The 25,239-nt window shown below is 66.9% G+C and carries 26 protein-coding genes; 15 read left to right on the forward strand and 11 right to left on the reverse strand.

Annotated features, from left to right (window positions below; translation table 11 throughout):
- Positions 1–49: 49 nt before the first annotated feature.
- Positions 50–1,000 carry an IS481 family transposase gene (locus tag ACYVKQ_RS07765; protein WP_460577315.1) on the reverse strand — a complete coding sequence of 317 codons (951 nt, stop codon included), beginning with the start codon at positions 998–1,000 and terminating at the stop codon, positions 50–52.
- A 169-nt stretch (positions 1,001–1,169) separates the two neighbouring features.
- Complete coding sequence (locus ACYVKQ_RS07770) at positions 1,170–2,252, reverse strand: mechanosensitive ion channel family protein (RefSeq protein ID WP_460577317.1); 1,083 nt, start codon at positions 2,250–2,252, stop codon at positions 1,170–1,172.
- A gap of 285 nt (positions 2,253–2,537) precedes the next feature.
- Here ACYVKQ_RS07770 and ACYVKQ_RS07775 point away from each other — a divergent pair, with 285 nt between their 5' ends.
- Positions 2,538–3,113 (forward strand): cupin domain-containing protein, encoded by a 576-nt coding sequence (locus ACYVKQ_RS07775; protein ID WP_460577319.1) that lies wholly within the window; start codon positions 2,538–2,540, stop codon positions 3,111–3,113.
- Here the strand turns inward: ACYVKQ_RS07775 and pncA are convergent.
- From pncA to ACYVKQ_RS07790, 3 genes are all read right to left on the reverse strand, one after another.
- Positions 3,110–3,742: a nicotinamidase gene (gene pncA / locus ACYVKQ_RS07780; protein WP_460577321.1), complete on the reverse strand. Its 633-nt coding sequence runs from the start codon at positions 3,740–3,742 to the stop codon at positions 3,110–3,112. The genes ACYVKQ_RS07775 and pncA overlap by 4 nt on opposite strands.
- 88 nt (positions 3,743–3,830) lie before the next feature.
- Complete coding sequence (locus ACYVKQ_RS07785; RefSeq protein ID WP_460577323.1) at positions 3,831–4,355, reverse strand: 2'-5' RNA ligase family protein; 525 nt, start codon at positions 4,353–4,355, stop codon at positions 3,831–3,833.
- A 123-nt stretch (positions 4,356–4,478) separates the two neighbouring features.
- Complete coding sequence (locus tag ACYVKQ_RS07790; RefSeq protein ID WP_460577324.1) at positions 4,479–5,360, reverse strand: hypothetical protein; 882 nt, start codon at positions 5,358–5,360, stop codon at positions 4,479–4,481.
- Between the two features lie 219 nt (positions 5,361–5,579).
- Between ACYVKQ_RS07790 and ACYVKQ_RS07795 the strand changes: the two genes are divergently transcribed.
- The 6 genes from ACYVKQ_RS07795 (at position 5,580) to hutI (ending at position 10,630) form a co-directional block, all read left to right on the forward strand.
- The gene (locus ACYVKQ_RS07795; protein WP_460577325.1) at positions 5,580–6,662 is read left to right on the forward strand and encodes a spore photoproduct lyase family protein; all 1,083 of its coding nucleotides are present in this window, start codon (positions 5,580–5,582) and stop codon (positions 6,660–6,662) included.
- A gap of 70 nt (positions 6,663–6,732) precedes the next feature.
- Positions 6,733–7,545, forward strand: coding sequence for a hypothetical protein (locus tag ACYVKQ_RS07800; RefSeq protein ID WP_460577327.1), 813 nt, complete (start codon positions 6,733–6,735; stop codon positions 7,543–7,545).
- A gap of 10 nt (positions 7,546–7,555) precedes the next feature.
- Positions 7,556–8,023 (forward strand): AAA family ATPase, encoded by a 468-nt coding sequence (locus ACYVKQ_RS07805; RefSeq protein WP_460577329.1) that lies wholly within the window; start codon positions 7,556–7,558, stop codon positions 8,021–8,023.
- Positions 8,024–8,032: 9 nt separating this feature from the next.
- Positions 8,033–8,803 carry a tRNA(His) guanylyltransferase Thg1 family protein gene (locus tag ACYVKQ_RS07810; RefSeq protein WP_460577331.1) on the forward strand — a complete coding sequence of 257 codons (771 nt, stop codon included), beginning with the start codon at positions 8,033–8,035 and terminating at the stop codon, positions 8,801–8,803.
- 19 nt (positions 8,804–8,822) lie between these two features.
- On the forward strand, positions 8,823–9,290 hold the full coding sequence (locus tag ACYVKQ_RS07815) for a hypothetical protein (RefSeq protein WP_460577333.1): 468 nt from the start codon (positions 8,823–8,825) through the stop codon (positions 9,288–9,290).
- Between the two features lie 74 nt (positions 9,291–9,364).
- On the forward strand, positions 9,365–10,630 hold the full coding sequence (gene hutI, locus ACYVKQ_RS07820; protein ID WP_460577334.1) for an imidazolonepropionase: 1,266 nt from the start codon (positions 9,365–9,367) through the stop codon (positions 10,628–10,630).
- 118 nt (positions 10,631–10,748) lie between these two features.
- On the opposite strand, the gene ACYVKQ_RS07825 is transcribed toward hutI, so the two are convergent.
- The 3 genes from ACYVKQ_RS07825 to ACYVKQ_RS07835 are packed head-to-tail and all read right to left on the reverse strand — an operon-like array spanning position 10,749 to position 14,185.
- Positions 10,749–11,717 (reverse strand): hypothetical protein, encoded by a 969-nt coding sequence (locus tag ACYVKQ_RS07825; RefSeq protein WP_460577336.1) that lies wholly within the window; start codon positions 11,715–11,717, stop codon positions 10,749–10,751.
- A 24-nt stretch (positions 11,718–11,741) separates the two neighbouring features.
- Positions 11,742–13,634 carry an outer membrane beta-barrel protein gene (locus tag ACYVKQ_RS07830; RefSeq protein WP_460577337.1) on the reverse strand — a complete coding sequence of 631 codons (1,893 nt, stop codon included), beginning with the start codon at positions 13,632–13,634 and terminating at the stop codon, positions 11,742–11,744.
- Positions 13,631–14,185 (reverse strand): RNA polymerase sigma factor, encoded by a 555-nt coding sequence (locus ACYVKQ_RS07835; protein ID WP_460577339.1) that lies wholly within the window; start codon positions 14,183–14,185, stop codon positions 13,631–13,633. The genes ACYVKQ_RS07830 and ACYVKQ_RS07835 overlap by 4 nt, the downstream gene beginning before the upstream one ends.
- A 359-nt stretch (positions 14,186–14,544) precedes the next feature.
- Between ACYVKQ_RS07835 and ACYVKQ_RS07840 the strand changes: the two genes are divergently transcribed.
- Positions 14,545–15,345, forward strand: a complete 801-nt coding sequence (locus ACYVKQ_RS07840) for a PhzF family phenazine biosynthesis protein (protein ID WP_460577341.1) — start codon at positions 14,545–14,547, stop codon at positions 15,343–15,345.
- 18 nt (positions 15,346–15,363) lie between these two features.
- On the opposite strand, the gene ruvC is transcribed toward ACYVKQ_RS07840, so the two are convergent.
- Positions 15,364–16,002, reverse strand: a complete 639-nt coding sequence (ruvC, locus tag ACYVKQ_RS07845; protein WP_460577342.1) for a crossover junction endodeoxyribonuclease RuvC — start codon at positions 16,000–16,002, stop codon at positions 15,364–15,366.
- Between the two features lie 81 nt (positions 16,003–16,083).
- Between ruvC and ACYVKQ_RS07850 the strand changes: the two genes are divergently transcribed.
- From ACYVKQ_RS07850 to ACYVKQ_RS07880, 7 genes are all read left to right on the forward strand, one after another.
- Positions 16,084–17,055, forward strand: coding sequence for a lysylphosphatidylglycerol synthase domain-containing protein (locus ACYVKQ_RS07850; protein WP_460577344.1), 972 nt, complete (start codon positions 16,084–16,086; stop codon positions 17,053–17,055).
- A complete protein-coding gene (locus ACYVKQ_RS07855) occupies positions 17,052–18,251 on the forward strand; it encodes a glycosyltransferase family protein (RefSeq protein WP_460577346.1) in 1,200 nt (399 codons plus the stop codon). Before ACYVKQ_RS07850 ends, ACYVKQ_RS07855 begins: the two co-directional genes overlap by 4 nt.
- 154 nt (positions 18,252–18,405) lie before the next feature.
- Positions 18,406–18,921 (forward strand): c-type cytochrome, encoded by a 516-nt coding sequence (locus ACYVKQ_RS07860; RefSeq protein WP_460577348.1) that lies wholly within the window; start codon positions 18,406–18,408, stop codon positions 18,919–18,921.
- A gap of 68 nt (positions 18,922–18,989) precedes the next feature.
- Positions 18,990–19,247 carry a hypothetical protein gene (locus tag ACYVKQ_RS07865; RefSeq protein ID WP_460577350.1) on the forward strand — a complete coding sequence of 86 codons (258 nt, stop codon included), beginning with the start codon at positions 18,990–18,992 and terminating at the stop codon, positions 19,245–19,247.
- Positions 19,247–20,431, forward strand: coding sequence for an ABC transporter permease (locus tag ACYVKQ_RS07870; protein ID WP_460577352.1), 1,185 nt, complete (start codon positions 19,247–19,249; stop codon positions 20,429–20,431). Before ACYVKQ_RS07865 ends, ACYVKQ_RS07870 begins: the two co-directional genes overlap by 1 nt.
- 106 nt (positions 20,432–20,537) lie before the next feature.
- Complete coding sequence (locus tag ACYVKQ_RS07875; RefSeq protein ID WP_460577354.1) at positions 20,538–21,806, forward strand: PP2C family protein-serine/threonine phosphatase; 1,269 nt, start codon at positions 20,538–20,540, stop codon at positions 21,804–21,806.
- 225 nt (positions 21,807–22,031) lie between these two features.
- A complete protein-coding gene (locus ACYVKQ_RS07880) occupies positions 22,032–22,607 on the forward strand; it encodes a DinB family protein (RefSeq protein WP_460577356.1) in 576 nt (191 codons plus the stop codon).
- On the opposite strand, the gene ACYVKQ_RS07885 is transcribed toward ACYVKQ_RS07880, so the two are convergent.
- The gene (locus ACYVKQ_RS07885) at positions 22,604–24,070 is read right to left on the reverse strand and encodes an O-antigen ligase family protein (RefSeq protein WP_460577358.1); all 1,467 of its coding nucleotides are present in this window, start codon (positions 24,068–24,070) and stop codon (positions 22,604–22,606) included. The two genes, ACYVKQ_RS07880 and ACYVKQ_RS07885, sit on opposite strands and share 4 nt — an antisense overlap.
- A gap of 4 nt (positions 24,071–24,074) precedes the next feature.
- Positions 24,075–25,157: a hypothetical protein gene (locus tag ACYVKQ_RS07890; RefSeq protein WP_460577360.1), complete on the reverse strand. Its 1,083-nt coding sequence runs from the start codon at positions 25,155–25,157 to the stop codon at positions 24,075–24,077.
- Positions 25,158–25,239: the final 82 nt, after the last annotated feature.

Raw genomic sequence — 25,239 nt, forward strand, 5'->3', positions numbered from 1 at the left:
TGGTCTGGCATCGACAGGGAAAGTTAAGACTCTTCCGTGTCCGCTCGCGTTAGACCACCTCACCCAGGGTGAGCTGGGTCGGGTCACGAGCGAAGGTAGCAGGGGTTTTCTGGTGCTGCGCACAGACGAACTCGTGCGGGGTGAGGCCGTGCAAGGTCTTGAGCCGTTTGGCGTGGTTGTAAGCCAGCAGAAAGGCCTGCAGGTGCTCGTTGAGTTGCTCCGTAGTTTCGTAGTGGTAGCGCAGCACCGTGGCCTCTTTGAGGGTGCGGTTCATGCGTTCGACCTGGCCGTTGGTCCACGGGTGGGCCGGCTGGGTGAAGCGATGCTCGATGCCGTGCTCGTCGCAGACGCGGCCGAAGATGTGGCGGCCGGCGTAGGGCTGGTGGGGCATGTTGCCGAACTGCGTGCCGTTGTCGGTGAGCACCGTGTGTACTTTGTAGGGCAGCGCGGCCAGCACGCGGCGCAAAAACTCGGCGGCCAGCATTTTGGTAGCCCGGGGCTGCAGCTCAGCGAAGGCCACTTTGCTGGTGCGGTCGATGGCCACGAACAAGTACACGCGGCCCTGCTCGGTGTGCACTTCCGCGAAATCCACGTGCACGTACCCGATGGGATACGCCTTGAATTTCTTCTTCGGGGTGCTTTTCCCATCTTCGGCCAACGGCAAGCGGCTGATGCCGTGGCGCTGGAACAAGCGGTGCAGGGCCGAGCGCGTCAGGCGCGGAATCGTGGCCTGCAGCGCGTAGAGGCAATCGTCCAGCGGCAGCTGCGTGTGCTGGCGGAAGGCCACGGCAATGGCTTCTTCTTCCGCCGTAAGCACCGTCGAGGCCGGCGTGGGGCCCATCGCCGCGTCTTGCGTGGTGGTGCGCTGGCGCCACTTGGCCACGGTTTTGGGGTTGATGCCGTGACGCCGCGCTAGGCTTTGTAAGCTTTCCGAACTACGCTGGATAACGGACCGGATTGCCTGCGTTGTGCGGGCGCTGCCGTGGAGTACTTGTCCCATAAAGCGGTGCGAAAGGTGAGGTCAAAAGATACACCACCACACTCCGGGACTATACATATAGGCTGAGCCTGGCCATGCTTGGATAAGCCCCAAAGGGCTTATCCAAGCATGGCCAGGCTGAATTTTTAAGACTCGACCTAGTTACAGATTGGCCGGAGCACTAAGTCCATCAGTTGGGTATTGCGGTGGCCGCAGCATCGGTTACAGCGCGGGTCTTGGGCAGGCAGTGCGGGTAGTGTAGCTGAATGAAGGCCACCAGCTGCTCGCGCACGGCGCAGCGCAGGTCAAAAGCGTTGCTGGAATTGCTCGCGCTGACCAGGGCGCGCAGTTCCAGGGTGCGCTCCTTGGAGTCGGTGACCTGCAGCACGCACACGCGCCGGTCCCAGAGCGGGTGGGCGGCCACGATGCGCTGCAGCTCCTGGCGCACGGCCTCCACCGGAATGGTGTAGTCGGTGTAAATGAACACGGTGCCCAGCAGCTGCGCGGTGGTGCGCGTCCAGTTCTGGAAGGGTTTTTCGATGAAGTAGTTGAGCGGCAACACCATGCGCCGCTCGTCCCAGATGCGGAGCACCACGTAGGTAAAGGTGATTTCCTCCACGCGGCCCCACTCGCCTTCCACCACCAGCACGTCGTCGAGGCGGATGGGCTGGGTAAAAGCCAGCTGAAAGCCAGCCAGCAGGTTGCCGATGGAGCGTTGCGCCGCGAAGCCCACGATAACGCTGACGATGCCCGCCGAGGTGAGCAGCCCGGTGCCGATTTTGCGCACCGTGGCGAAGCTCATCAGGATCAGGGCCAGGGCCAGGAACAGAATCATCGACACGACAAACTTGCGCACGAACTGCAGCTGCGTGAACAGCTTGCGCACGCGCAGGTTGTCGGGCTCCTCGAGCTGGTAGTGCCGCCGGATCAGGTCCTCGGCCACGTTGACGGCCCGCACCAGACACCAGGCAAAAGAGCTGATCAGCAAGGCTTCCACCACGCGCCGCAGCACCTCGAAGGGCTTGGGCGCCAGCGGCGCCAGCGGGAGCATAAACGAGAGAGCGAGCAGCGGCAGAAAGTACGTGCTGGGCCGGCTCAGCCAGCGCGCCACCGATGGGGCCAGCACCGCCCCCTCGCGGCGGCCGTACACCCGGAGCAGGCCAAACACGATGAGCTTCAGGAGCAGGCCCAGCGCCAGACCGCCCAGCACCACCCCGGTGGTGTTGACGGCAATCAAAAGCTGGTAAGGAAGGTCCAGGCCGAGGTCGGACATAGGCAATGGCAAAGCTGAAGGCACTGGGGACGCCTGTTCCGTCTACCCCCGCACCGCGGTAAAAGTTATGCCCCCGGCAACTGGGCGGTGGAGCCGGTTTACCGGCCCGAAGCAATGCGGGATTCCTGCTCACATCATTATGTGAATCAAGGTGCTAGCGTGCTTGGGTACCTTTGCGGGGAAGGCGGCCACGGCCAAGAAAACCCGCGGACGGCCTCAGCACGAGTACTTATCCACCTCTTCCATACGACCCGGCAGCGCCCCGCTGCCCAGCTTTTTTATCCGATGGCGTACCCAGGACAAACCGTAGAAAACCCCATTACGGGGCAAACCCTGCTATTCGAAGCCACGGCCCGGCAAACCCAGGGCGCCGAGCTGGTGCTCGTGTCGAGCTACCGCGGGCACGGGCCCGAGCCGCTGCCGCACTACCACCCGGAACAGGAAGAAACCTTCGAGGTGCTGCAAGGCGAGCTGACGGTGCGCCTCGACGGCCAACTGCACCGCCTGGGGCCGGGCGAGCGGCTGCGCATAGCGCCCGGGCAGGTGCACAGCATGTGGAACGACGCGGACACGCGCGCTATGGTGCGCTGGACCACCCGCCCCGCCCTGCGCACCGAGGACCTGCTCGAAACCCTTTTCACGCTGGCTCAAGCGGGCCTGGTGACGGCCGAAGGCGTACCCGGTCTGCTGCAAACCTCACTGCTGCTGCCGGAATTCGACCGGGAATTTCGGCTGGCCCGGCCCCCGCGCTGGGTGCAGCGCCTCTTGTTCGGGGTGCTGCGCCCGGTGGCGCGGGCCATCGGCCTGCAGGCCGTTTACGGCACGGAGCGCCGCCACCCGGAGCTAGCCGCCGTGCGCTAGCGGCCGGTGGGCGCCAGTTCGCGCAGCACGTCTGCGCTCTGCACTACGTGGCCGCCGCGCCGCTGCAGCTCCGCCTTGGCCTGGACAAAGCTCTCCGCGTCGATGGCGCGGGTTGCGTCTTCGATCAGGAAAGTATTGAAGCCGGCCGCCAGCGCGTCGAGGGCGGAAAAATGCACGCAGTAGTCGCCGGCCAGGCCCGCCAGGTACACGTCCGTCACGCCCTGGGCGTGCAGGTAATCGGCCAGGCCGGTCGGGCTGCGCTGGTCGTTGTCCATGAAGCCGCTGTAGCTGTCGACGGCCGGGTTGGCGCCTTTCTGAAACACGCGGGCCAGGCGGCTTTGGTCGAGGGCGGGGTGCAGTTCCGCCCCGGCCGTGCCCTGCACGCAGTGGTCGGGCCAGAGACGCTGGGGCTGGCCGTTCAACTGGATGTCCTCAAACACGGCGCGGCCCGGGTGGCTGCTGGCAAAGCTTTGGTGGCCCGCCGGGTGCCAGTCCTGGGTAGCTACCACCAACTCAAACAGCGGCTGCAGGCGGTTGACCAGCGGAATAATCTCGTCGCCGTGCGCTACCTGCAGTGCGCCGCCGGGCACGAAGTCGTTTTGGATATCAATCAGCAGCAGGGCTTTCATCGGAATCGGATAAGGGGTGAAGTGCAGCCGGCAAGGTAATAGGGCCGGGGCTGCCACGAATGAAGTTGATGTGTGAGCCGCCGGGCCACTAAGTAGCGGAACCGAAGGCAAACGTGCGCAGCAATTCCCACGGCCCTCCACGGTAGGCCCAGAGCTGCAGCCCGGAGCCGCGCGCCTCGAACGGGACAAAGTCGGCGGAAAGCTGCTCGTACAGGGACCGAGCCTGTGTCGGATCCACTTTGTTCTGAACCGTCACGTGCGGGCGGCGGCGCTGCTGGTCCTGGGGCGTGAGGTGCGGCCACCACTGCGCCTGCAGGGCCTGGTGCAGCGCCACGGTCTCGGGGCTGTCGAGGGCGTAGGCCACGCCCCGGCCCATAAACTGCAGCCCCGTCACGGCCAGTGAGAACGGGGCCAGCGCCCGGCTGCGGGCGGCCAGCTCCGCTTCGATGGACGCGCGCTCCGTGCCCGGCAGGTGGTGAAACAGCGTGAGGTGAGCCGCCAGGAAGTTGCGGGCGGGTGGGAAATGCTCCCGGCGCAGCCCGTCGAAAAAAGCCTGCGCGGCTTCGTCGAGCATCAAGGTGAGAATCAGGGGGGCATCGTCGGCGAGCGGCATACGGGCGGAACTGAAGTAGCGCATCCGCAGCGCCGGGGCGACCGGGCTGCGGATGCGCTACTTCGGAACGGGGCCGAATGTTTCGCGCAGCGGCGCATTGCCGCTGCTGCTGCGGGGCCGGGGCTACTGCGGCGCGGCGTTGAAGACCTCCGCCAGCAACTGCCAGCCCTTGCTGCCGTGCTGCCAGAGGTGCACGTAGCTGCCGCGGGCTGCCGGCTCGTTGGTGGTCTGGTAGGTGCCGTACGTGTAGGCCAGCTCGCCCGAGCGCGCCATGCGCCCGCCCACGGGCCGCAGCTGCCGCGGGGCCTCGGTTACCAGCTGCTGCGTAATGGCCGCCGGGGTCGTGAGGGGCAGCACGTTTTCGCGCAGCAGCCGGGCCTGCGGGTGCAGCCGCGCCGCGTAGGCCGCCGACAGCCCCTGGGCCGCTACGGCCGCCGTGAGTTGCTCATCCAGCGTGGCGGCCCGGGCGAGTGCCGAAGCCGTGCCGCGGCGCGGCGGCTGCCCTGACGCGGGGTACTGCGGCGTGGCGGGCGGCTCCACCGCCGCCGGCTGCGGATGGCTGATGCCGTTGTCGATCAGCCAGCGGTAAGTGCCGTCGGGCTGGCGGGCCCAGATGGTGAAAAACTGCCCGTAGCCCACCTGCTTGCCCTCGGGCGTGGTGATGTACCAAGGGCCGGTGCTGTAGCCCAGCTCGCCGGAGGCCGCGGCCCCGGCCACGGCGGGCCCCCAGTGCAGCGTCGGGTCGGTGGCGGTGGGGGCGGGGCGGCCGCTCCAGACCGAGCGGGCCAGGGCGGGCTCGGCTCGGCTGAACACCACCGCCGAATCGGCCATGCTGCCCAGGAAAGCCGCTTTTACCCCGTCGGTGAGGGCCGTCTTGGCAAAGGCACGCTCAGCGGCCACCACGGCTTTGGCGGCCGCCGACTGAGCCGCGGCGGGGGAAGAGAACCCCGCGCTGAGTGCGCTCAGGGCCAGGGCAGTGTAAAACGGACGGAAGAGGGGATGCATACGCAAGGATTAAGGGGGCAAACTGGGCATTTGCGGGCGGCGGCGCAACAACACAATCATGTGAGGTCGGCGCCCATCGGGGACCTGTGTGTTGATTGAAGGTAGTGGGTTATATTGCTGATTATCAGGGTAAATAATTCGCTATAAATGACGCTGGGCCGGACCTTCCGGTTGCTTGGGGGTGTTAAACATTCGATGACAGACCAGCTGCAATTACCCGTGCTTCAGACGCCGCCGGCCGCTGCCGCCGCGCCCCGTACCCACGCCGCCAAGCTGTGGCTGCCCAAGCGGGTGGTGTTTACGCCCGACGCCCTCGACGAGGCTTTCGGGCAGCAGATTCTGCAGCGCGTGCAGGCCCACGGGCTGGAAGTGGAGCTGCTGAAAAGCAACCGCCTGATCGGGCTGCGCGGCGACGACGCCCGCGACACCTACCGCCGGGCCAAGAACACCCTGGCCGTGGTGAAAGCCCCGCCCGGTGCCTTGCGCCTGCAGCCCACGCCGCCGTCCGCCGACTGGCAGATGAACCTGGCCGAAGGCTGCCCCGCGCACTGCCAGTACTGCTACCTGGCCGGTTCTTTGGCCGGACCGCCGGTGGTGAAGGTGTTTGCCAACCTGCCCACCTTGCTGCAGAATACCGCCGCGTACACCGCGCCCGGCCGGCACACCTCCTTCGAGGTCAGCTGCTACACCGACGTGCTCGGCATCGAGCACCTCACCGGCAGCCTGGCCGAGTGCATCCGCTACTTCGGCACGCAAGCCGACGCGGGCTTGCGCTTTGTGTCGAAGTACGACCACGTTGACTCCCTGCTGGCGCTGCCCCACCACGGCCGCACTCGCGCCCGCGTCAGCCTGAACGCCGAGCCGGTGGCCCGCCGCCTCGAAGCCGGCACGGCTTCGGTTGAAGCGCGTCTGCAGGCCCTGCGCCGGCTGGCTTTGCCCGTGGCCGAGGGCGGGGGCGGCTACCCCGTGGGCTTGGTGCTGGCGCCCATCATGCCCATTCCGGGCTGGCGCGAGGAGTACCGCTCCTTGCTCGACCGCCTGCAGGCCGTACTGGACTTTCCCTGCGACCTGACCGTCGAATTCATCAGCCACCGCTTCACGCCCGGCTCCAAGGACGTGCTGCTGCAGTGGTACCCCAACACTTCCCTGGACCTCGACGAGGCCACCCGCGCCGTGAAGCGCAACAAGTTCGGGGGCACTAAGTACGTGTACCAGCCCGACGACATGCGCGAGCTAAAGCAGTTCTTTTACCGCGAGTGGCAGCAGCGCTTTCCCGCGGCGCCCATCAAGTACTGGACGTAATGCCCAAGCCGCCCCTTCCCGGGGCGGCTTTTTTCGTTTCTTGGGCGCTTGTCAACCAACGCATGGGGAAATGAACAAGACCACCGGGCTGCTGCTGAGTTTCGGACTGATGGCCGCCGCGTGCCAGGAAGTGGCCCGCCAAGAGCCGCTGACCGCCGAACCGCCGGCTATAACCCCGGTAGCGGCTGCGCCCAAGGCCCTGGTGCTAGACACGGTGCAGCTGCCGAAGGCAACCGACGCGGTCGGGCAAGTGCTCCAAACCGGGGATTTCCACGACGGTGAAATACCCCCTGACGCCGCCCGTCGCCACTGGCTGGGCCTGTTTCGCGGGGCCGAGGGCTACTACCTAGCGGGCACCGCGGTGCGCACCGCCCGCACGTTCGACGTGGTGCAGGATGACGAAGGCCAGCAAACCGGCTGGAAGGTAAGCCTGCCCGACACCAACCGGAGCTGCCTGTTGTTGCTGGCCGGGCTAAGGCAGCTGGCGTCCGGCCCGGTTGATTCTGCGGCCGTCGGTAGCGGGCCGCTGGAGCCTGGCAAGCCGGTGCATTTCCGGCTGGGCGGCGTCCGGTACACGCTCACGGCCCGCTGCGACTACGCCGCCTATGTCCCCGACGACCAGAACCGCCGCAACTACAAGCTGTACCTGGCCTCGAGCCGTCGGCCCGGCGTCGAGCAGCTGCTGGCGGCCGCCCCGCAGCTGGATGATGCCATGATAACGCTCCTGTGGGCCGGCGACCTGGACCACGACGGGCAGGCAGACTTGATTCTCGACACCGCGCCCCACTACAACGCCAGCCGGTTGAGCCTGTACCTGTCCTCGCTGGCTGCGGGGAGCGAACTGGTGAAGTTTGTTGGGCTGCACGAAACGGTTGGCTGCTGAAACGGAGGGTATGCAAGCCATTATTTTCTGCGGCATTCAGGCCACTGGAAAGTCGACTTTCTACAAGGAGCGGTTCTTCAACTCCCACGTCCGCATTAGCCTGGATTTGCTGCGCACCCGTCACCGCGAGGCGCGCCTGCTGCAGCTCTGCCTCGAAACCCAGGCCCGTTTTGCCGTCGACAACACCAACCCCTCGGCGGCCGAGCGGGCGCGCTACATAGCGCCGGCCCGGGCGGCGGGCTACGAGGTTGTCGGCTACTACTTTCAGTCGGTGCCCCGGGCGGCGCTGGAGCGCAACCGCCAGCGCCCAGCCGCCGAGCAAGTGCCCGCGGTGGGCCTGTTTGGCACGGCCGGTCGGCTGGAGCTGCCCACCTGGGCCGAAGGTTTCGATCAGCTGTACTACGTGCGCATCGCCGCCGGCGGGGGCTTCGTGGTGGAGCCCTGGCAGGGGGAGGCACCAACCGCGCCGCCGGTGTAGCTTGTCGCCATGAAATTCGACGACCTCGACGCCCGCCTGCGCGTGTTCGAAACCGCGCACGACCACTGCGCCCTGCCTGGCCTCTACCTGGTGGCCCGCCTCGACGGCCGCGGCTTCACCCGCCTGACCAAGGAAGTGCACCGTTTCGAAGCGCCGTTCGACGAGCGGTTTCGGGATATGATGGTGGCCACGGTGGCGCACCTGATGCAGTGCGGCTTCCGCGTCAGCTACGGCTTCACCCAAAGCGACGAAATTTCCTTGCTCCTCGACCCGGCCGAAAATGCCTTCGGACGAAAGCTGCGCAAGCTGATTTCAGTGCTGGCCGGGGAGGCTTCGGCCGTGTTTACCCAGCAGCTCGGCGCCGTGGCCTGCTTCGACTGTCGCATCTCGCAACTGCCCCGCCCCGACGACGTGCTGGACTACTTCCGCTGGCGACAGGAAGACGCCCACCGCAACTCCCTGAACGCGCACTGCTACTGGCTGCTGCGCGGCCTCGGCGAGGCCCCGGCAGCCGCCCACGCTCGGGTGCAGGGCCTGAGCGTGGCGGCCAAAAACGAGCTGCTCTTTCAGCACGGCGTCAACTACCACGCGCTGCCCGCCTGGCAGAAGCGCGGCGTGGGCATGTACTGGGGCACCCGGCTCAAGGACGGCTTCGACCCCGTCCGCCAGCAGCTCGTGCAGGTGCCGCGCCGCACCCTGCACGTGGAGTACGAGCTGCCCCTGGGCGATGCCTACGCCGCGCTGCTGCGCCCATGGCTCGGCCCCGCCGACGAGGCGTAGCAATGCGTATGTTCAGGCTATGAAAACCGTCGTCGACAAACTCCAGATCAAGCCCGGCGCCGTGGTAGGCCTGCTGGGCCTGCCCGCCGATTTGCAGCCCGCCCTGGCCGGCCTTTGGGAGCGGGCCACCGTCGAACCGGTGTTGGCGCCCACCGTGCCCTTTACCACCGTGCTGGCTTTTGCCACCCGGCAGCAGGAAGTGGAACAGCTGGCCGCGCAGCTCGGGCACGCGCCCGGCGACGCGGCCGTGTGGGTGGCCTACCCCAAAACCACCTCCAAGAAATACCGCTGCGAGTTCAACCGCGACACCGGCTGGGCGGCCCTGGGTGCGGCCGGCTTCGAGCCCGTCAGCCAGGTGGCCATTGACGAGGACTGGTCGGCGCTGCGCTTCCGGCGGGTGGAGTACATCAGGAAGCTGACCCGCAAAGGCGCCATTTCGGCCGGCGGGCAGGCGCGAATCGGCCAGCCGGGCGCCAGCGAAGCGTAGCCACCACCTGAGCCGGCGGCCGGGAAAATAAGGCGGGGCGCGTACTTTTAGCCGCTCACTTAGCCCTTGCCGCTATGCCCCAGCCGTACTCCCTGCTCTTCTGCCACGCCGCTCAGGTGCTCACCTTGGCCGGCGGGCCCTCCGACCGCCCCCTGGCCGGCGCGGACCTCGCCGACTGGCGCCTCATCGAGCACGGCTACGTGGCTTGCCACGGCGACACCATCGCGGCCGTGGGGCCAATGGAAGAGCTGGACGCCGGCCGCATCGGCCCCGATACCCGCATGATCGACGCCTCGGGCCGGGTGCTGATGCCCGGGCTGGTGGAATGCCACACCCACCTGGTGTTCGGCGGCAACCGCGCCGACGAGTTTCAGCGCAAGCTGCAGGGCGAATCCTACCTCGATATTCTGGCGGCGGGCGGCGGCATCCTGAGCACCGTGCGCCGCACCCGCGCCGCGACCGACGACGAGCTGCTCCAAAGCGCCCTGCACCACCTGGAAGGCTTCCGCCGTTACGGCGTGACGACGCTGGAAGCCAAAAGCGGCTACGGCCTCGATGCCGAAACGGAGCTGCGCCTGCTGCGCGTGGCGCAGGAGGCCGGCCGCCGGCAGCCCGTGCGCGTGGTGCCCACCTTCCTCGGGGCCCACGTGCCGGGGCCCGAGTACAAGGGCCGGCCGGCCGAGTACCTGGCCATGCTGGCCGAGCAGGTGCTACCGCAGCTGGACCCGGCCGAGGTGCCCTTCGTGGATATTTTCTGCGAGGAAGGCGCTTTTTCGGTGGAGAATTCGCGCCGCTACCTGCAGCAGGCCCGGGAGCGGGGCTTCGGGCTGAAAATCCACGCCGAGCAGCTCCACGACCTGGGCGGCTGTTTGATGGCCGCCGAGTTGGGCGCCGCCAGCGTGGACCACTGCGACTACCTCACGCCCGCCGGCGCCGCGCAGGTGGCGGCCGCAGGGCAGGGCCGCACGGTGGCGGTGCTGCTGCCCTTGGTGCCGCTGTTTCTGCGCCAGGAGCAGTACGCCCCCGGCCGCGCCTTCATCGACGCGGGCCTGCCAGTGGCGCTGAGCACCGACTTCAACCCCGGCTCCTGCCCGAGCAAAAACCTCTGGCTGGCGCTGCAGGTGGCCTGCCTCAAGATGGGCCTGACGCCCCGCGAGGCGCTGGCCGCCGTCACGCTCAACGCGGCCTGGGCCATCGGCCGGCAGCAGGACTGCGGCTCGCTGCAACCCGGCAAGCGCGCCGACCTGCTTATTCTCAGCGTGCCCGATTACCGGGAGCTGCCGTACTGGCTGGGCGAGAATCCGGTGGAGCAGGTGTACATCGGCGGTGAGCCGCAGTAGGCGGACCCGGAACGCAAAAACAAAAGGCCGCTCCTAACGGGAGCGGCCTCGGGCTAGCTAGGGATACGCGGTAACGCTTGCATGCGGGCAGGTACCGGGGCGAAAAGCCCCGGGGGGGTTAGAGTTGCTGAATTTCGGCAACCAGCTCCGTTTCCGTCAGGGCCCGGAGCGTGGGCGTATACTGCTGGTTGGCCACCACGGTGGCGGTTTGTTTGCCGAAGTAGTACTGCCCGCCCACCTGGCGAATTACCACGGCCGTTACGCGCTGCCCCACGGGGATGTAGAAGATGGAGAGGATGTTGCCTCCCGGCGGCACGTGGATCTGCGCGACCGAGTTGAAGTTGTCGAACACGAGGAAGGCCAGCGTGTTCTCATAGCTCACGTCGGTGTTGGGAATGTTCACCTTCACCTGCGTAGTGGGGTTCAGGTTCATGTACCGGTCAATGTTAACCCAGCCCAACGAGTCGTTGTTGAGCCGGATGTCGTAGCGGAAGACGCCTTGGGCCGCTGAATCCGTCCGAATGGTGGAGGGGTTCTGGGGCTGCCACTGCTGCGGCATCCAGTTGAAGGTGCGGCTGCTGTCGTCGACCTGCCCAAAAAACAAACCCATGTCCGGGTCGGGCGCCGTGGGGCTGGGCACCGAAATGGCAATGCGCGCGGTGCGCTTCATGCGCAGCCGCACGTTGTTCTGCGTCGCCCGCAGGTAATACTGCCCGCCCGATACCAGGATCTGGCCGTAGGACATGGTGGGCATGGCGCTGAGCACCATGTCCGACTTCCGGGTAATCTCGCGCACCGTGAGCTGCACGGGGCCGTTGACGGGCGTGGTGCCATCGGGCATTACAAAGGTGCCGGCCGGTACCGAAATCCGCGTCCCTTTGGCCGTGGTGACAATGGCAGTAGCGCTTGGCGCCGGATTCAGGGTAAACGTCTGCACCGGTGCGCTGTGGGCCCGCACAAACGTGTTGATAATGGACTTCGACTCGTCGGTCTCCGGCTTGCAGTCGATAACGTCGGCGTCTTTTTTACAGGCCGTCACGAGCAGGGCTCCCGCCGCGAGCAGCGAGAACAATAAGTTGGTTTTCATAGATCAGAAAGGGTTAAGGATGAATCAGGGAAGATCGATGCGAAGGCCCGCCTGAAACAGCAGGGCGGCGGGGTACCGGGCCGTTTCGCCCGGGACGGTAAGCGACTTCAGGCCGTAGTGCAGCACCGGCTGCAGCTGCCAGTACCAGCCGGCGCGCCACTCGTATTCCACGTTGGCGCCCGCCGTGAGCGTGAAGGAGAAGGGGCGGAAGGGGCTACCCGCGGCGCCGCGCCAGGTGGTCTGCTCGCAGTTGCAGGGCGAGCCGCTGGTGGTGCGCCCACCCAGGTAAATGCCCAGCGTTGCGCCGGCTACTACGTCGTAAGCGAGGCGGCCCGAGGTGCCGAGGCGGTACTGCGCCTGGAGCGGCACGGCGAAATAGCGGTAAGTATTGCGGCGGTTCAGGCGCTGCGTCCCGCCGGCTGCCAGCGAGTCAGGTACCAGCAAGAGGGAGTCCCGCCACACCCCGTCGACGTCCATGAAGCGGAGCGTGCGCGACACGTAACCCGACTTGTTGACCACGGCGTTCAGCCGCGTGGCGTATTCGGTGTAGCCCACACCGCCGGAGAGGCGCAGGCGCGGCGTGGCGGCGTAGCCCAGTTGCACCTGAGCGGCGTAGCCCACTGCCGGCCGCTCCAGCTCCGTTACGCCCCGGCCGGGCAATCCCTGCGCCCCCAGCACCCGGTGCGTGATGCCCGGACCGGCCAGCGCGGCCAAGCTCCAGCGGAGTGGGACGGGCCGGGGTGGGCGCACCGTATCCACTGCCACACCGCTCAGCGGCTGGGGCAGAACGGATGGCGCGGTCTGCAGCGCCGGCACGCGCAAGGCCAGTGCGTCCATCAATGGCATCATGCGGGCCGTTTCCAGGCCAATTGAGGAAGATGCGTTGAGTGAGTCAGCAGTCCCGTTTGGGGTGGCCGGGGCTAGCGGAAGCTGTGCGTCTATGGTTCCACGGCTATGGGGAGGATTGTCGGGGCTGGCAACCGCGGGCGTAGCCAGGCTGGCCGCGGTCGGCTGCGGTGTCTGCTCACCGGCCCGGCTGGCGGTTGAACGCTGGGCGTCGGATGAGGCAGCCAGCCCGGCCGTTGCGGGCCGCGACGCTCCAACGGCTGCATTGGGTGAGGTTTCAGCCCCGGTATTCGAGGCCGTGCTTGCCGCTGAGGATGTAGCCCGGCTGGGCTGCCCACCTGGCCAAACCAGACCCGGTGCTCCGGAACCAGTTTGGGCGGTTAAGGCACGGCGGCTTGGGCGGGCGCCGGCGGCTGCCAGCACGGTGGCTTGCTTGCTGCGGCGCCCCGAAGCCTGGCCCGCCACGGCCGGAGCGGCGGTGGTGCCGGCTGCTCCGGCGGTGCTGCTGGCAGCGGGGCCAAAGCCCGCCGGCGTGCCGGTAGCCAATGTGGCAGGGGCCGAGGCCGAGGCCCCTCCGCTACCCGCCGGCAGTGTTGCCGTCGCGGCGGTGCGGGCTGCCGTACCTACCTGGGATTGGCGCGGGGTACTTCCCGCCTCCGACGCGCTGGTGGCCATGGCGGCCACGGGGTCTTGAGTACCGTTGCGGCCCGCCAGCGCACCCGTTTCGGCAGCAAGAAGTGGAGCGGATGACGCGGAGGCAGTCGTGGATCGACTCGCCGGGGGAAAGTAGTTGGTCGAGGGCTGGGTGGATGCCGAGCGGTTCGCCGTGGAGCCCGGCAGCGAGGTGGGCGTGGAGCGCAGCCACAGCGCCGTAGGAATGCTGAGCAGCAGGAGCAGGCCGGCGGCCAGCAGCCAGAAGCCGCGGCGCTGCCAGGCCGGCCGCTCAGCGGCCGGCAGGCTGGCCAGCTTCTGTTCCAGGCCGGCCCACACGTCGTCGGAAGGATGGCCGCCGTAGTCGTCCAACTTGCGGCGCAGCTCCTCAAAAAGATGATCTGGTTCGCGTTCGGTCATTTGGCAGCAAGCCGGTTGGGCGTGGGAAGTGACAATTTGGTTTCGAGCAGGCGGCGGGCGCGGGCCAGCTGCGACTTGCTGGTGCCCTCGGTGATGCCGAGCATTTCGGCAATTTCGGCGTGGGAATACCCCTCCACCGCGTATAGGTTCAGCACCGTGCGGTAGCCCAGCGGGAGCGTGTGCAGCACCCGGATCAGGTCGTCGGCCGAGAGCTGCTCCAGCGGAGTGCCGTCGGGGTGAGCTACCTCGGCTGCCTCGTCGTACTCCACGTGCGGGCCGCGCTGCTGGCGTTGGTGGTAAGCGTTGATGGCGGTGGTCACGGCGATGCGCCGGGCCCAGGCCTCGAACGGCCCCTTACCGTTGAACTGGTGCAGGTTGGTGAAAATCTTGATGAAAGCATTTTGCAGCGCATCTTCCGCTTCGGCCCGGGAAGGGCAGTAGCGCAGGCACACCCCCATCAGCGGGTAGGCCAGGTGTTGGTACAGCGCCCGCTGCGCCCCCGGCTGGCCCCGCCGGCATCCGGCTAAGATGTCATCAATTGGTAGGGCCATGCCGTGGCGTGCGTGCAGCGAAGGGAAAGTGGTGCTGGGGGTGTAAACGGGTTTCTGCAGCCATGACCAGCCACCAAGGGCGCGGGTTGCGTGAGGGAAAATAATTTATGTAAACTGTTGATGAATAGTGGTTTAATATTCATGCGGCCGATCCGTGCCGCGCGCAGAGCAGTACGATTCCGTCTTACACGCAGCGCCTTACGGCTGGGCGCTGCTGCCGGGGCCGGGGCGGTGCACGATGCATGGAGCGACACCAAGCGCCGCCGGGCCAGGGTGGCGCTGCGTCACAGATAATTCCGGACAATACCTAGCTTAGCCCCGGCGGCAGCCTGCCCTGCCGGTTTAGTTGCTTTCCTGCCATGACGCTTCCGATTTACCAGGTCGACGCCTTCACCGATAAAGTCTTTGCCGGCAACCCCGCCGCCGTGTGTCCGTTGCGCGAGTGGCTACCCGCGGCGCAGATGCAGGCCATTGCGGCCGAAAACAACCTGGCCGAAACCGCATTCTTCGTGCCCCGCGTCGGCACGGCGGCCGAGTACGACCTGCGCTGGTTTACGCCCGCCGTGGAGGTGGAGCTGTGCGGCCACGCCACGCTGGCCGCAGCCCACGTGCTGTTTCGCCACCTGAGCGCCACGGCCGAGCAGCTCACGTTTCACTCCCTGAGCGGCCCGCTGCACGTGCGCCAGCAGCCCCGGAGTGGCCAGCTCACCCTCGATTTTCCGCCGCAGCCGCCGCAGCCGCTCACCCAGCACCCCGATGGCCTCGTGGACGGGCTACGGGCCACGCCGCTGCGCATCCTGGCCGGCCCCGATCTGATTGCGCTGTTCGATACCGAAGCCGAAGTGCGGGCCTTGCGCCCCAACCAGCTGCAGCTGAGCAAAGTGGAGTACCGCGGCGTCATTGCCACCGCGCCGGGCACGGGCGACGTGGACTTCGTCTCGCGCTGGTTTGGCCCGCGCGTGGGCGTGCCCGAAGACCCCGTCACCGGCTCGGCCCACACGCAGCTGGTGCCGTACTGGGCCGAGCGCCTCGGCAAAACCAGCCTGCACGCCCGGCAAGTGTCGGCGCGCGGCGGCGACCTGTGGTGCGAGCTGCGCGGCGACCGGGTGCTCATCAGCGGCTACGCGGTGACGTATCTGAAGGGCGAAATCGAGCTGTAGGCGCGCGCGCGCTGTGGGCTACGCCACCGGCTTCTGGCGAGCGGCCACGGCTTTTTTGCCCGCCACCGGCGCGGCCATTTTGTCGGGGTTGTCGGCCAGAAACTTGCCCCAGCTCTTGCCGCCGGCCTTCACGTTGTTGCCCTTCTGGTAGTGGTGGCATAGGGCCACGGCCAGCGCGTCGGTCGCGTCGAGAAACTTCGGCGCGTCTTCCAGCGGCGGCAGGGTCAGCGTCTGGCGCAGCATGTGGGCCACCTGCTCCTTGGAGGCCGCGCCCGAGCCCGTGACGGCCTGCTTGACCTTGGTGGGGGCGTACTCCACGAAGGGAATGTCGCGCGAGAGGCAGGCGGCAATGGCCACGCCCTGCGCCCGCCCCAGTTTGAGCATGCTTTGCACGTTGGCGCCGTAAAACGGGGCTTCGATGGCCAGCTCGTCGGGCAGGTACTCCTCGATGAGCTCGATCATCCGGTCGAAGATCTTCTTTAGCTTTACTGCGTGATTGGACCCGAACGCCTTGAGATTGATGACGTCGTAGCGCAGCACCTGCACCCGCTGCCCGGTGACTTCAATCACGGCGTAGCCCATGATCTGGGTGCCGGGGTCGATGCCCATGATAATCTTGGGCAGGTCGAGCGAAGCAGGGGAGGGGAAAATAGCCATCTACCACAAAGTTACGCAAAAGGCCCCCGCCAGCCGCGCCGCCGCAACCTGCGGCCCTGGGTAATCCTGGGCAAGCTGGCCGTGACGCTGCTCACCCTGGCCCTGCTCTGGCGGTCGGTGGTGGCCGATGCGGCCACGGCCGCGGCCTGGCGGGGCCTGCTCACGGCGGCGCGGCGCGGCCCGGCCCTGGCAGCCCTGCTGCTGGTGCCGCTGAACTGGGCCCTCGAAGCGTGGAAATGGTGGCGGCTGGCCCGTTACCTGGAGCCCGTTTCGTACGCGCGCAGCTTTCGGGCGGTGCTCACCGGCCTCACCCTGGGCTTCGTGACGCCCAACCGGGTGGGCGACTACGCCGGCCGCCTGCTGGAGCTGAAAAACCGCCGTCCTGAAGCTCTGGGAGCCGTGTTCCTCGGGCGCTACTGCCAGCTGGTCATCACCTTGCTGGCCGGCTCCGCGGGCGTGCTCTACTTCGTGGCGCGCTACCTGGGGCCGCAGTACCCGCTGGTAACCGGAGGGCTGGCGCTGACGGCGCTGGTGGGCAACTCGCTGGTGCTGCTGCCGCTGTATCGCAGCCGCTACCTGCTGGCGGCCGTCCTGCAGTGGGCTCCGCTGCGGCGCTTTCAGCGCTACACGGCCAACCTGCCGCATTATCCCACCCGCGTGCTGAACCAGGTGCTGCTGCTCTCGGGGCTGCGCTACGCGGTGTTTACGGCGCAGTTTGGGCTGCTGCTCTGGGCTTACGGGGCGGTGGCGCCGCTCGGGGCCGCGCTGGCCGCCATTGCCGGCACGTTTCTGTTGAAGTCGCTGGTGCCCTCGCTCAACGCCCTCACCGATGTAGGGGCCCGGGAGTTGTCGGCCACGCACCTGTTTGGGCTGTTGGGCCTGCCGGTGCTGCCGGTGCTCAGCGCCAGCCTCAGCCTGTGGGTGCTCAACATTGCCCTGCCCAGCGCCGTCGGCCTGCTGTTCGTGCTGCGCCTGAAGGTGCTGCGGCGGAAAAAGAAAACCCCGGCCGGCACGCCCGAGGCGCGGCCCGCAAGCGAAGCGGCGTCGTCGTGAGCGGCAGCTTTTGGGCCACCGGGCTGCCCGCCTTCCTGTGCCTGCCGGCGCTGCTCTACGCCGTGGTGATGCTCCGCTACCGCCACCACTGGCAGCGGCTGGTGCAGCCGCCACACGCCGGTGCCCCGGCCGCCAGGCAGCCCGACTACACCATAGACACGGTACCACCTGAAGCCCCCCTGGTGTCGGTGCTCATCGCGGCCCGCAACGAGGCCGTGCACCTGCCCGGCTTGCTGGCCGATCTGCAGGCGCAGACCTGGCGGACGGCGGGCGGCCGCTACGAGGTGCTGGTGGCCGACGACCATTCCACCGACGACACCGCCGCCGTAGTGCAGGCCGCCGCCGCGGCCAGCCCGGTGCCGATACGCCTGCTCTCCCTGGCCGAGCTGCCGGGCCGCCCCACCGGCAAAAAAGCCGCCGTGGCGACGGCGCTGGCGGCGGCCACGGCCCCCTGGGTGGTCTGCACCGACGCCGACTGCCGCGTGCCCGCCGACTGGCTGCAGGCGTACGCCGGCTTGCTGCAGGACCCCGCGGTGCAGTTCGTGAGCGGACCGGTACTGCTGGAAGGCGCGGGGCTGCTGCCGGCGCTGCAGGGGCTGGAACTGGCGGCGCTGGTGGGCACTGGGGCGGCCGGCATTGCGGCCGGGGCGCCCACCATGTGCAACGGCGCCAACCTGGCCTACCGCCGGGCCGCTTTTGCCGCCGTCGGCGGCTACGGCGGCAACGCCCACGTGCCCAGCGGCGACGACGAGTTTCTGCTGCACAAAATAGCCGCCCGCTACCCGCAGGGCGTGCGCTTTCTGGCCCGGCCGGCGGCCATTGTACGCACCGCCGCGCAGCCCACCCTGGGGGCGCTGCTGCAGCAGCGGGTGCGCTGGGCCAGCAAGTGGCGGCACTACCAAAGCCGGGCTTCGCGCTGGCTGGCGCTGCTGGTGCTCGGGGCCAACGTCTCGCTGGCGGTGCTGCCGCTGTGGCTGCTGTGGCAGCCGGCGGCCTGGCCCTGGGCCGCTGCCGCCTGGCTCAGCAAGCTCGGCGCCGATGCCGCGCTGCTCACGCCGGTGCTCGGTTTTTTTCGGCGACGGCAGTGGCTGGTACTGGTGCCGCTGCTGCAGCTCTTGTACCCGCCCTACGCCCTGGCCGTGGGGCTGCTCGGGCTGCGCGGCGGCTACCGCTGGAAGGGGCGGCAGGTAGCGTAATTTTCCCTTCGGCAGGGGCAGAACCAGCTGACCAGGTGGTAGCTGCCTGGCCGGCAAAGCGCAGCCTGCGAAAACCGCAGAAAAAGCTTGGGCGCTTATTGATCGGGGAGTACTTTTTGGCCGATTTCAAGCGTGCCATTAATCCCCCGTTGTTATGTCCCGTTCTGCCCTGGAGCTGGTATTTCCAGCTGCCGTCTGCCTGCTCGTTTGCAGCCTGGTCGTACTGTTTCTGACCGCCACCGGCCTGGAGTCCGGGCCCGCAGTTGCCGCCGACAAGATGCCGTTGGAGGCCCCGCTACCCGCTGACTCTGCCGCGACCGTAGCCCTCGACCCCGCCGACGCAGAAGCCGTAGCCGCCGGCGACGCGCTGTTTAAGGACAACTGCGCCCAGTGCCACGCCATTAACGATGTGGTGGTGGGGCCGGCGCTGGCGGGGCTGGAAGCCCGGCGCCCGTTGCCGTGGATTATCAAGTGGGTGCAGAACTCCAGCAAGATGGTTGCCAGCGGCGACGAGTATGCGGTGAAGATTTTCAACCAGTACCAGAAGCAGCAGATGCCCGGCTTTGCCTTGAGCAACGAGGAAATCAGGCACATCATGAAGTACGTCCGCTCCCAGGAAGGCAGAGCCGCCAGCCAGGTTGGCGCCGATGCGGTGGCCGCCGTCAACTAGACGCGCCCCTAAGCTTCGCATTCCTGCCCGGCCGATGATACCTTTGCCGCACATCAGCTGAGCCCGCCGTGACCGACGCCGAATTCGATATCCTCGACGAGTTGTACTTCGTCGCTTCCTTTCCCGAGCTGCTGCAGCGCACCCAGCTGCCCGCCGCCGAGCTGGAGCAGCATCTGCGCAGCCTGCTCGAGCAGGGCTTGATTCGCTGCTACTGGCCCGACCCCGACACGGAGCTGGCCTACGAGCCGACCTCCTTCGGCGCCCTGCGTCAGGACTGCTACTTCCTGGCCTCCAAGGAAGGCCTGCTGCAGCACAACACCCGCTAATGGCTAAGCCCTCCGCTGCCCCGTTGCCACAGACCAAGGCGGCGCCGGTGCGTACCCCCGGCTACTACGTGCGCCGCCGCTTGCTGCGCAACCAGCCCGCCATGGCCGGCGCGCTGTTCATTCTGCTGTGTACCGTGGTGGCCTTGCTCGGCTACCTCGTTCTGCCCGACCCCTCGCCCGATGCCAACAACAGCCTGGTGCAGCTGCAGAAGCAGCCGCCGGGCTTCCGCGCCACCCTGCTGCGCCTGCCCCTGGCCGACTCAGTGGGGGAGGAGCCCGGCCTGGGCAGCCGCTGGCTGCGCGGCGCGCCCACGCGCTTTGAGGAAGTGCCCATCGGCGGCTGGCGCGTGCAGGGCGATACGCTCATCGCGCAGCCGTTTCAGGCCGTGGGCACCCTGGCAGAGCCCGAGCGCCGCTACGCCCTGAGCCGGGTGGCGGGCCACGACGGCCCTGCGGCCGCGCTGCGCGCCGAAATCGAGCAGGAGCACATCCGGCCGCGCACCTACTGGCTGGGCACCGACAAAGCCGGCCGCGACGAGCTGAGCCGCCTGCTGCTGGGCACGCGCATCTCGCTGGGCATCGGGCTGGTGGCGGTGCTCATCTCGCTGGTCATCGGCGTGGCGGTGGGGGCCATCGGTGGCTACGCCGGCGGCTGGCTCGATTCCCTGCTGCTGGGCGTGATGACGGTGGTGTGGAGCATTCCGGGCATCATGCTGGTCATTGCCATTTCGCTGGCCTTCGGCTCGAAGGGCGTGTGGACCAGCTTCGTGGCCGTGGGCCTGACCATGTGGGTGGACGTGGCCCGCGTGGTGCGCGGGCAGCTGCTGAGCCTGCGCGAAAAAACCTTCGTGGAGGCCGGCCGCGTACTAGGCTTGCCGACGAGTCGCCTGTTGGTGCGCCACCTGCTGCCCAACCTGCTCGGCCCGCTCATCGTCATTGCCACCTCGAACTTCGCCGCCGCCATTCTGCTCGAAGCCGGCCTGAGCTTTCTCGGGCTGGGCGTGCAGCCGCCGGCGCCCTCGTGGGGCCTGATGGTGAACGAAGGCTTTCAACTGCTGGGCACCCAGGCCGGTTTGTGGCTTACGCTGCTGCCCGGTGCGGCTATTAGCCTGCTGGTGCTTAGCTTTAACCTGCTGGGCAACGGCCTGCGCGACGCCTACGACCCGAAAACGCCCCTGGGCTAAATGGTCAAATGGCTGAATGGCTAAATGGTTGGTCGTTCAAACCTCAACCATTTAACTATTTAACCATTTAACCATTTAACCATTTGGCCATTTAGCCATTCCCCCCATGCCCGATACCCTGCGCCCGCTGACCAAAGAAGAGCACCTGCTGCTGAAGCTGAAGGAGCGGGAGTTGGCGGCCCTGTTGGAAATCACCCAGTCCATCAACGGCGAGCCCAGCGACGAGAACCTCTATAAAATCTTCCAGTTTACGCTGCTGGGGCAGCTCGGCGTGCGGCAGCTGGCCGTATACGTGGTGGAGGATGGACAGTGGCGTTGCCCGGTGGCGTTCGGGCCCGGCATTCCCGATTTTCGGGGCATCAGCCTGCCCGAGCAATTGCAGCGCTTTCCGCCGGAGCACCCCGTGGAAGTCGCCGACCTGGAGCTGGGTGCTCCTTGGCAGCACTTTGCCAACGTGATACCCGTGCGCCAGAGCGACCAGCTGCTGGGGCTGGTGTTTATCGGGCTGCCGCACCAGAACTACACGGCCACGGCCGAGGCGCGGCGCGAGGCAGTGACCTTCATCGAGTCGCTGAGCCAAATCCTGCTGGGCGCGGTGTCGTCGCGGCGGCTGGTGCGCCAGCAGGTGCAGGCCGCGGCCGTGCGCAAGGAGATTGAAATTGCCCAGGAAGTGCAGGCCATGCTCTTCCCCAACAAGCTGCCCAACGACCAGCACGCGGCCGTACACGCCACCTACGTACCCCACACGGCCGTCGGCGGCGACTTCTACGACGTGGTCGACATCGACAAGCAGCGCTTTCTGTTCTGCGTGGCCGACGTGTCGGGCAAGGGCGTGGGGGCCTCGCTGCTCATGTCGAACTTCCAGGCCGGGCTGCGCACCTTGCTGCGCCAGCAGGCCGAGCTGGCCACGGTGGTCAGCGAGCTGAACAACCTCATCTTCCGCAACTCCGGCGGCGACCGGTTCATCACGGCCTTTTTCGGGATATACAACCGCACCACGCGCGAGCTGGAGTACGTCAACGCCGGGCATAACGATCCGCTGCTGCTGCCCGACGTGGGCCAGGGCCCCGTGCAGGTGCTCAAAACCGGCACCATCATGCTCGGGGTGATGGATGAGCTGCCCATGCTCAAGGTGGGCCGCGTGCCGGTGCCCCCGCACAGCACCCTGCTCAACTACACCGACGGCCTGACGGAGGTGTTCAACGAAGCCCAGGAAGAATTCGGCGAGGAAGGCGTGCTCCAGACCATGGAGCAGCACCGCTACCTGCCCCTGCCCAAGCTGCACGACGAGCTGCTGCGCCGCATCACCGATTTCAACGTGAAGGGCACGCACTACGCCGACGACATCACCATCCTGACCTGCCGCTTCCGGTAGTAGTTAGGCTGTTACACCCGTGACCAACAGCCCTATTATTTGCGGCGCCTTTCCCAAATTCAGCTGAAACTTGCCCCAGTGTGAATAAGCCTGATATCTGGCCTATCGGTACGAAAAACGGCATGCCCTTTATAAAATGGCAAAAACTACTGCTTTGGATGTTTGTAGTTAACCTGATAGTCATCCTGATTGCAGTCATGATGAACGGAAATCATTAATTCTATCGTGCCCGATTCTGCCCCTATACTCGCCGTTATTACACACATCCGCCGCGCCTTGAGCGAGGCCTTCACCCGCCTCGATCAGTGGTTTGAGCACCCCGAAGCGGAGCGTAGTTACCGCCCCCGCAATGGCGGCTGGACTATAGCCGAAGTGCTGGAGCACGTCGGGCTGACCAATCACTTCCTGCTCATCCTCATCGACAAAGGCGCCGCCAAAGCCCTGAAAAACCAGGCCGGCCTAAACCTGGCTACCGAGCTGCAAGGCTACCAGTTCAGTGACCCGCGCCTGGACGAAATCGGCCTGCATAAGTCGTTTGAATGGATGCGGCCGGCCCACATGGAACCCACGGGCACTCAGCCCCTGGGCGAGGTGCGCCGGCAGCTTCGGGAGCAGCTGGCCCACTGCCACCGCGTGCTCGACGCACTACCCAATGGCGAAGGCGTGCTTTACCGCACCACCATGTCGGTCAACGACCTGGGTAAAATCGACGTGTACCAATACGTGTACTTCCTGGCCCGGCACGCCGAGCGTCACCTCACGCAGCTGGCGCGCATCCAGGCGGAGTACGCCGCGGCTTAAGCTGGGCTTTCCGGGCTCATGGGCTCCGGCTCGTCCAGCCACTCACGGCACTTGATGAGCACGGCTAGGCCGATGAAGAAGAACGAGCCGATCTTATCGACTTCGATCAGCTCGTTGAGCGTGAGGTGGAAGATGATGACCACCAACGACAGCGTCGCGGCCAGCACCAGGCGGCGCACTTCCGGCCGCCGGGCCGCGCGGTGGTAGAGCTGCTCGGCCGTGATGAGCGTCACGCAGATCAGCAGGGCAAACAGCGCGAAGCCCGGCACGCCCTGCTCGGCCAGCTGCAGCAGGAAGTAGTTGTGGGTGGTGGAGTGCTCCGGATTGTCCGATACGTAGGTGCGGAAGCTCTTGACGGTGTAGCGCTTGTACTCCGGGTAGAACGTGGCGGGGCCGCTGCCGGTCAGGGGCTTATCGGATACCATGCGGGCGGCGGCCACCCAGCGGTACACGCGCTCCATGCCCGACACGTCCTGCAGCTTGTAGGTGGCTTCCAAGTGCTTCTCGAAGTTGCCGCCGTTGAAGATGGTCTTCTCAAACTCCGGGGCGTAGAGCATGTAGTTGTTCTGCTGCACGAAGTAGCCCACCCCGCCCGATACGCCCAGAATAGCGCCGAGCAGCACCCAGCGCGTCAGCCGCAGGCGCATCACCCAGTAGAACATGGCCGCCAGCGGAATGGAGAGGATGGAGGCCCGGGTGTAGGAAATCAGCAGCCCGAAAACCAGCACGGCCACGGCCAGGCGCCAGAGCAGGCGCCAGCCGCCCTGGGCCGAGCGCGCCGCGTAGAACGCGTAGGGCAGCAGCAGCGCCACCACCGTGGCGTAGATGACGTGGTTGATGTACCACGGCTGAATGGCCCAGTTGATGTCGGCAAAGCCAAAGCCGCGGGTGGCGTGCCGGGCCGCCGTGTAGAGCACCGTGAGGGAGGCACCCGCGGCGTGGCAGCCGGCCACCCGCCACGCGTCGGCGGGGCGGCGCACCAGCATCAGCGTCACGAGCAGGAAGGGCCCGAGGTACCACGTCTTGGCCAGCAGGTACTTCACCGACTTGGTGGTGTCCACCGAAAACAGCGTGGAAACGCTGGCCCACAGCAGCATCAGCGCCAGAATCACCACGAACGGGTGCAGCACCTGCCGGGGCGTGAGGCCGGTGCGGCCGCCGAGCACCGCCACGCCCAGGCAGGCCAGCAGCACCAGCATCAGCGGCTCGGAGGGCACGTCCAGGGTCAGGGAGCCGATGTGCAGCTCCTGCGAAAAGGCCAGGGTGCTCAGCAGCAGGTAGTACACCCAGCGCCAGTCGACCACCAGCACCGCCAGCCCGACGATGGCCACCGCCGGCAGCAGGCCGAAAGGGCTCAGCTTGAGCACCTGCACGGCCCCGCCGCCGATGAGCAGCAGCGCAAACGCGACGAACAGCCACTGCGCCGTGTCGCGCGGGCGTAGCCGGGCCAGCCAGGTATGCATGGGCTTAGGCGTGCTGGGTGGCCGCGGGGCGGCCGATGTTGCGGCGGTACAGCTCCAGTAGGGTGATGAGAATCACCGACAGGGCGAAGGTGATGAGCACCGACGAGGCCACGATCAGCCAGCGCACGGGCTTGGCCTTGCGGGCCGCCGGGTAGGCTTTCTGCACCACGTACAGCGACGAAATGCGGCCTTTGAGGGCCAAGTCGGCGTTTTCGAACGACGAGCGGGCGTTGATCAGGCGGGTTTGCAGGTCGTTGAAGCGCGCGTACAGCGTGTTCATCGAGTCGGTGCCCTGCACGTAGTTTTCCAGGTTGATGACGTTGCCCCCGTCGGCGTCGGTGAGGCCGCGCAGCACGCGGCGCAGGCCGGCGGCGCGGCCGCCGTCGCCGGCGGCTTCGGCCATGCGCAGGGCCGCTTCCGTCTCCACGATCTGCTTGGCCAGGTAGCGCGACTCCATTTCCAGGCCGTGAATGCCGTAGCGGCGGCGGCCGGCCACCAGCGCGAGGCGGGTGCGGTCGTACTCGCGCTGCACGAACTGGTAGCGGGTGCGGTACAGCTCCAGCACGCGGCGGCGGTTGTCGAGGGTGAGCTGCTGGTTAAACGAGTCGATGACGCTGACCAGCGTATTGGCCACGCGGGCAGCCAGGTGCTTATCCTGGTCCTGAAAAGTCAGTTCGATGGCGTCGCGGTCGGTGTGCACGATGCTCAGGTTGCTGTTGAACTCCTCCAGGGCGCCTTGGTCAGCCATTTCGTCACCCGGCTTACCGGCTTTGTAATGCTCGTGCAGCCGAAATTTCTGGATGATGTGCTCGGCCACCGGCTGCGAGTTGCCGATGGTAATGATGCGGTCCAGGTCTTCGGTGCGCCCGCTGAGCTCCAGCTTGCCGCCCTCCGTCACAATGCGGTCGGGGTCGGTGGTCTGCGGGTTCGTGGGGTAAAACACGGCCGTGGACTTGAAGATATTGGGGAGCAGCAAGGCCGCCACCACGCTCACGACGGCCGCCAGGCCCACGGCCGCCAGCACCAGGTATTTCCAACGGTTAACAATCGGCCAAAGGCCCAATAGTGAGTAAGGGCGTGCGGACATGTAGGGCAAGGGGGGTGAAAGTAGCCCGCACGGCCGGCGCAGCCGGCTAGGCGGACTGAGCAAAGCTACCATAAAAACCGGG

Source organism: Hymenobacter coalescens, from assembly GCF_054783195.1.

Excerpts from the sequence above, each read along its gene's own strand:
- ACYVKQ_RS07765 (WP_460577315.1), bottom strand. The coding sequence starts at position 1,000 with ATGGGACAAGTACTCCACGGCAGCGCCCGCACAACGCAGGCAATCCGG.
- ACYVKQ_RS07770 (WP_460577317.1), bottom strand. The coding sequence starts at position 2,252 with ATGTCCGACCTCGGCCTGGACCTTCCTTACCAGCTTTTGATTGCCGTC.
- ACYVKQ_RS07775 (WP_460577319.1), top strand. The coding sequence starts at position 2,538 with ATGGCGTACCCAGGACAAACCGTAGAAAACCCCATTACGGGGCAAACC.
- pncA (WP_460577321.1), bottom strand. The coding sequence starts at position 3,742 with ATGAAAGCCCTGCTGCTGATTGATATCCAAAACGACTTCGTGCCCGGC.
- ACYVKQ_RS07785 (WP_460577323.1), bottom strand. The coding sequence starts at position 4,355 with ATGCCGCTCGCCGACGATGCCCCCCTGATTCTCACCTTGATGCTCGAC.
- ACYVKQ_RS07790 (WP_460577324.1), bottom strand. The coding sequence starts at position 5,360 with ATGCATCCCCTCTTCCGTCCGTTTTACACTGCCCTGGCCCTGAGCGCA.
- ACYVKQ_RS07800 (WP_460577327.1), top strand. The coding sequence starts at position 6,733 with ATGAACAAGACCACCGGGCTGCTGCTGAGTTTCGGACTGATGGCCGCC.
- ACYVKQ_RS07805 (WP_460577329.1), top strand. The coding sequence starts at position 7,556 with ATGCAAGCCATTATTTTCTGCGGCATTCAGGCCACTGGAAAGTCGACT.
- ACYVKQ_RS07810 (WP_460577331.1), top strand. The coding sequence starts at position 8,033 with ATGAAATTCGACGACCTCGACGCCCGCCTGCGCGTGTTCGAAACCGCG.
- ACYVKQ_RS07815 (WP_460577333.1), top strand. The coding sequence starts at position 8,823 with ATGAAAACCGTCGTCGACAAACTCCAGATCAAGCCCGGCGCCGTGGTA.
- hutI (WP_460577334.1), top strand. The coding sequence starts at position 9,365 with ATGCCCCAGCCGTACTCCCTGCTCTTCTGCCACGCCGCTCAGGTGCTC.
- ACYVKQ_RS07825 (WP_460577336.1), bottom strand. The coding sequence starts at position 11,717 with ATGAAAACCAACTTATTGTTCTCGCTGCTCGCGGCGGGAGCCCTGCTC.
- ACYVKQ_RS07830 (WP_460577337.1), bottom strand. The coding sequence starts at position 13,634 with ATGACCGAACGCGAACCAGATCATCTTTTTGAGGAGCTGCGCCGCAAG.
- ACYVKQ_RS07835 (WP_460577339.1), bottom strand. The coding sequence starts at position 14,185 with ATGGCCCTACCAATTGATGACATCTTAGCCGGATGCCGGCGGGGCCAG.
- ACYVKQ_RS07840 (WP_460577341.1), top strand. The coding sequence starts at position 14,545 with ATGACGCTTCCGATTTACCAGGTCGACGCCTTCACCGATAAAGTCTTT.
- ruvC (WP_460577342.1), bottom strand. The coding sequence starts at position 16,002 with ATGGCTATTTTCCCCTCCCCTGCTTCGCTCGACCTGCCCAAGATTATC.
- ACYVKQ_RS07860 (WP_460577348.1), top strand. The coding sequence starts at position 18,406 with ATGTCCCGTTCTGCCCTGGAGCTGGTATTTCCAGCTGCCGTCTGCCTG.
- ACYVKQ_RS07870 (WP_460577352.1), top strand. The coding sequence starts at position 19,247 with ATGGCTAAGCCCTCCGCTGCCCCGTTGCCACAGACCAAGGCGGCGCCG.
- ACYVKQ_RS07875 (WP_460577354.1), top strand. The coding sequence starts at position 20,538 with ATGCCCGATACCCTGCGCCCGCTGACCAAAGAAGAGCACCTGCTGCTG.
- ACYVKQ_RS07885 (WP_460577358.1), bottom strand. The coding sequence starts at position 24,070 with ATGCATACCTGGCTGGCCCGGCTACGCCCGCGCGACACGGCGCAGTGG.
- ACYVKQ_RS07890 (WP_460577360.1), bottom strand. The coding sequence starts at position 25,157 with ATGTCCGCACGCCCTTACTCACTATTGGGCCTTTGGCCGATTGTTAAC.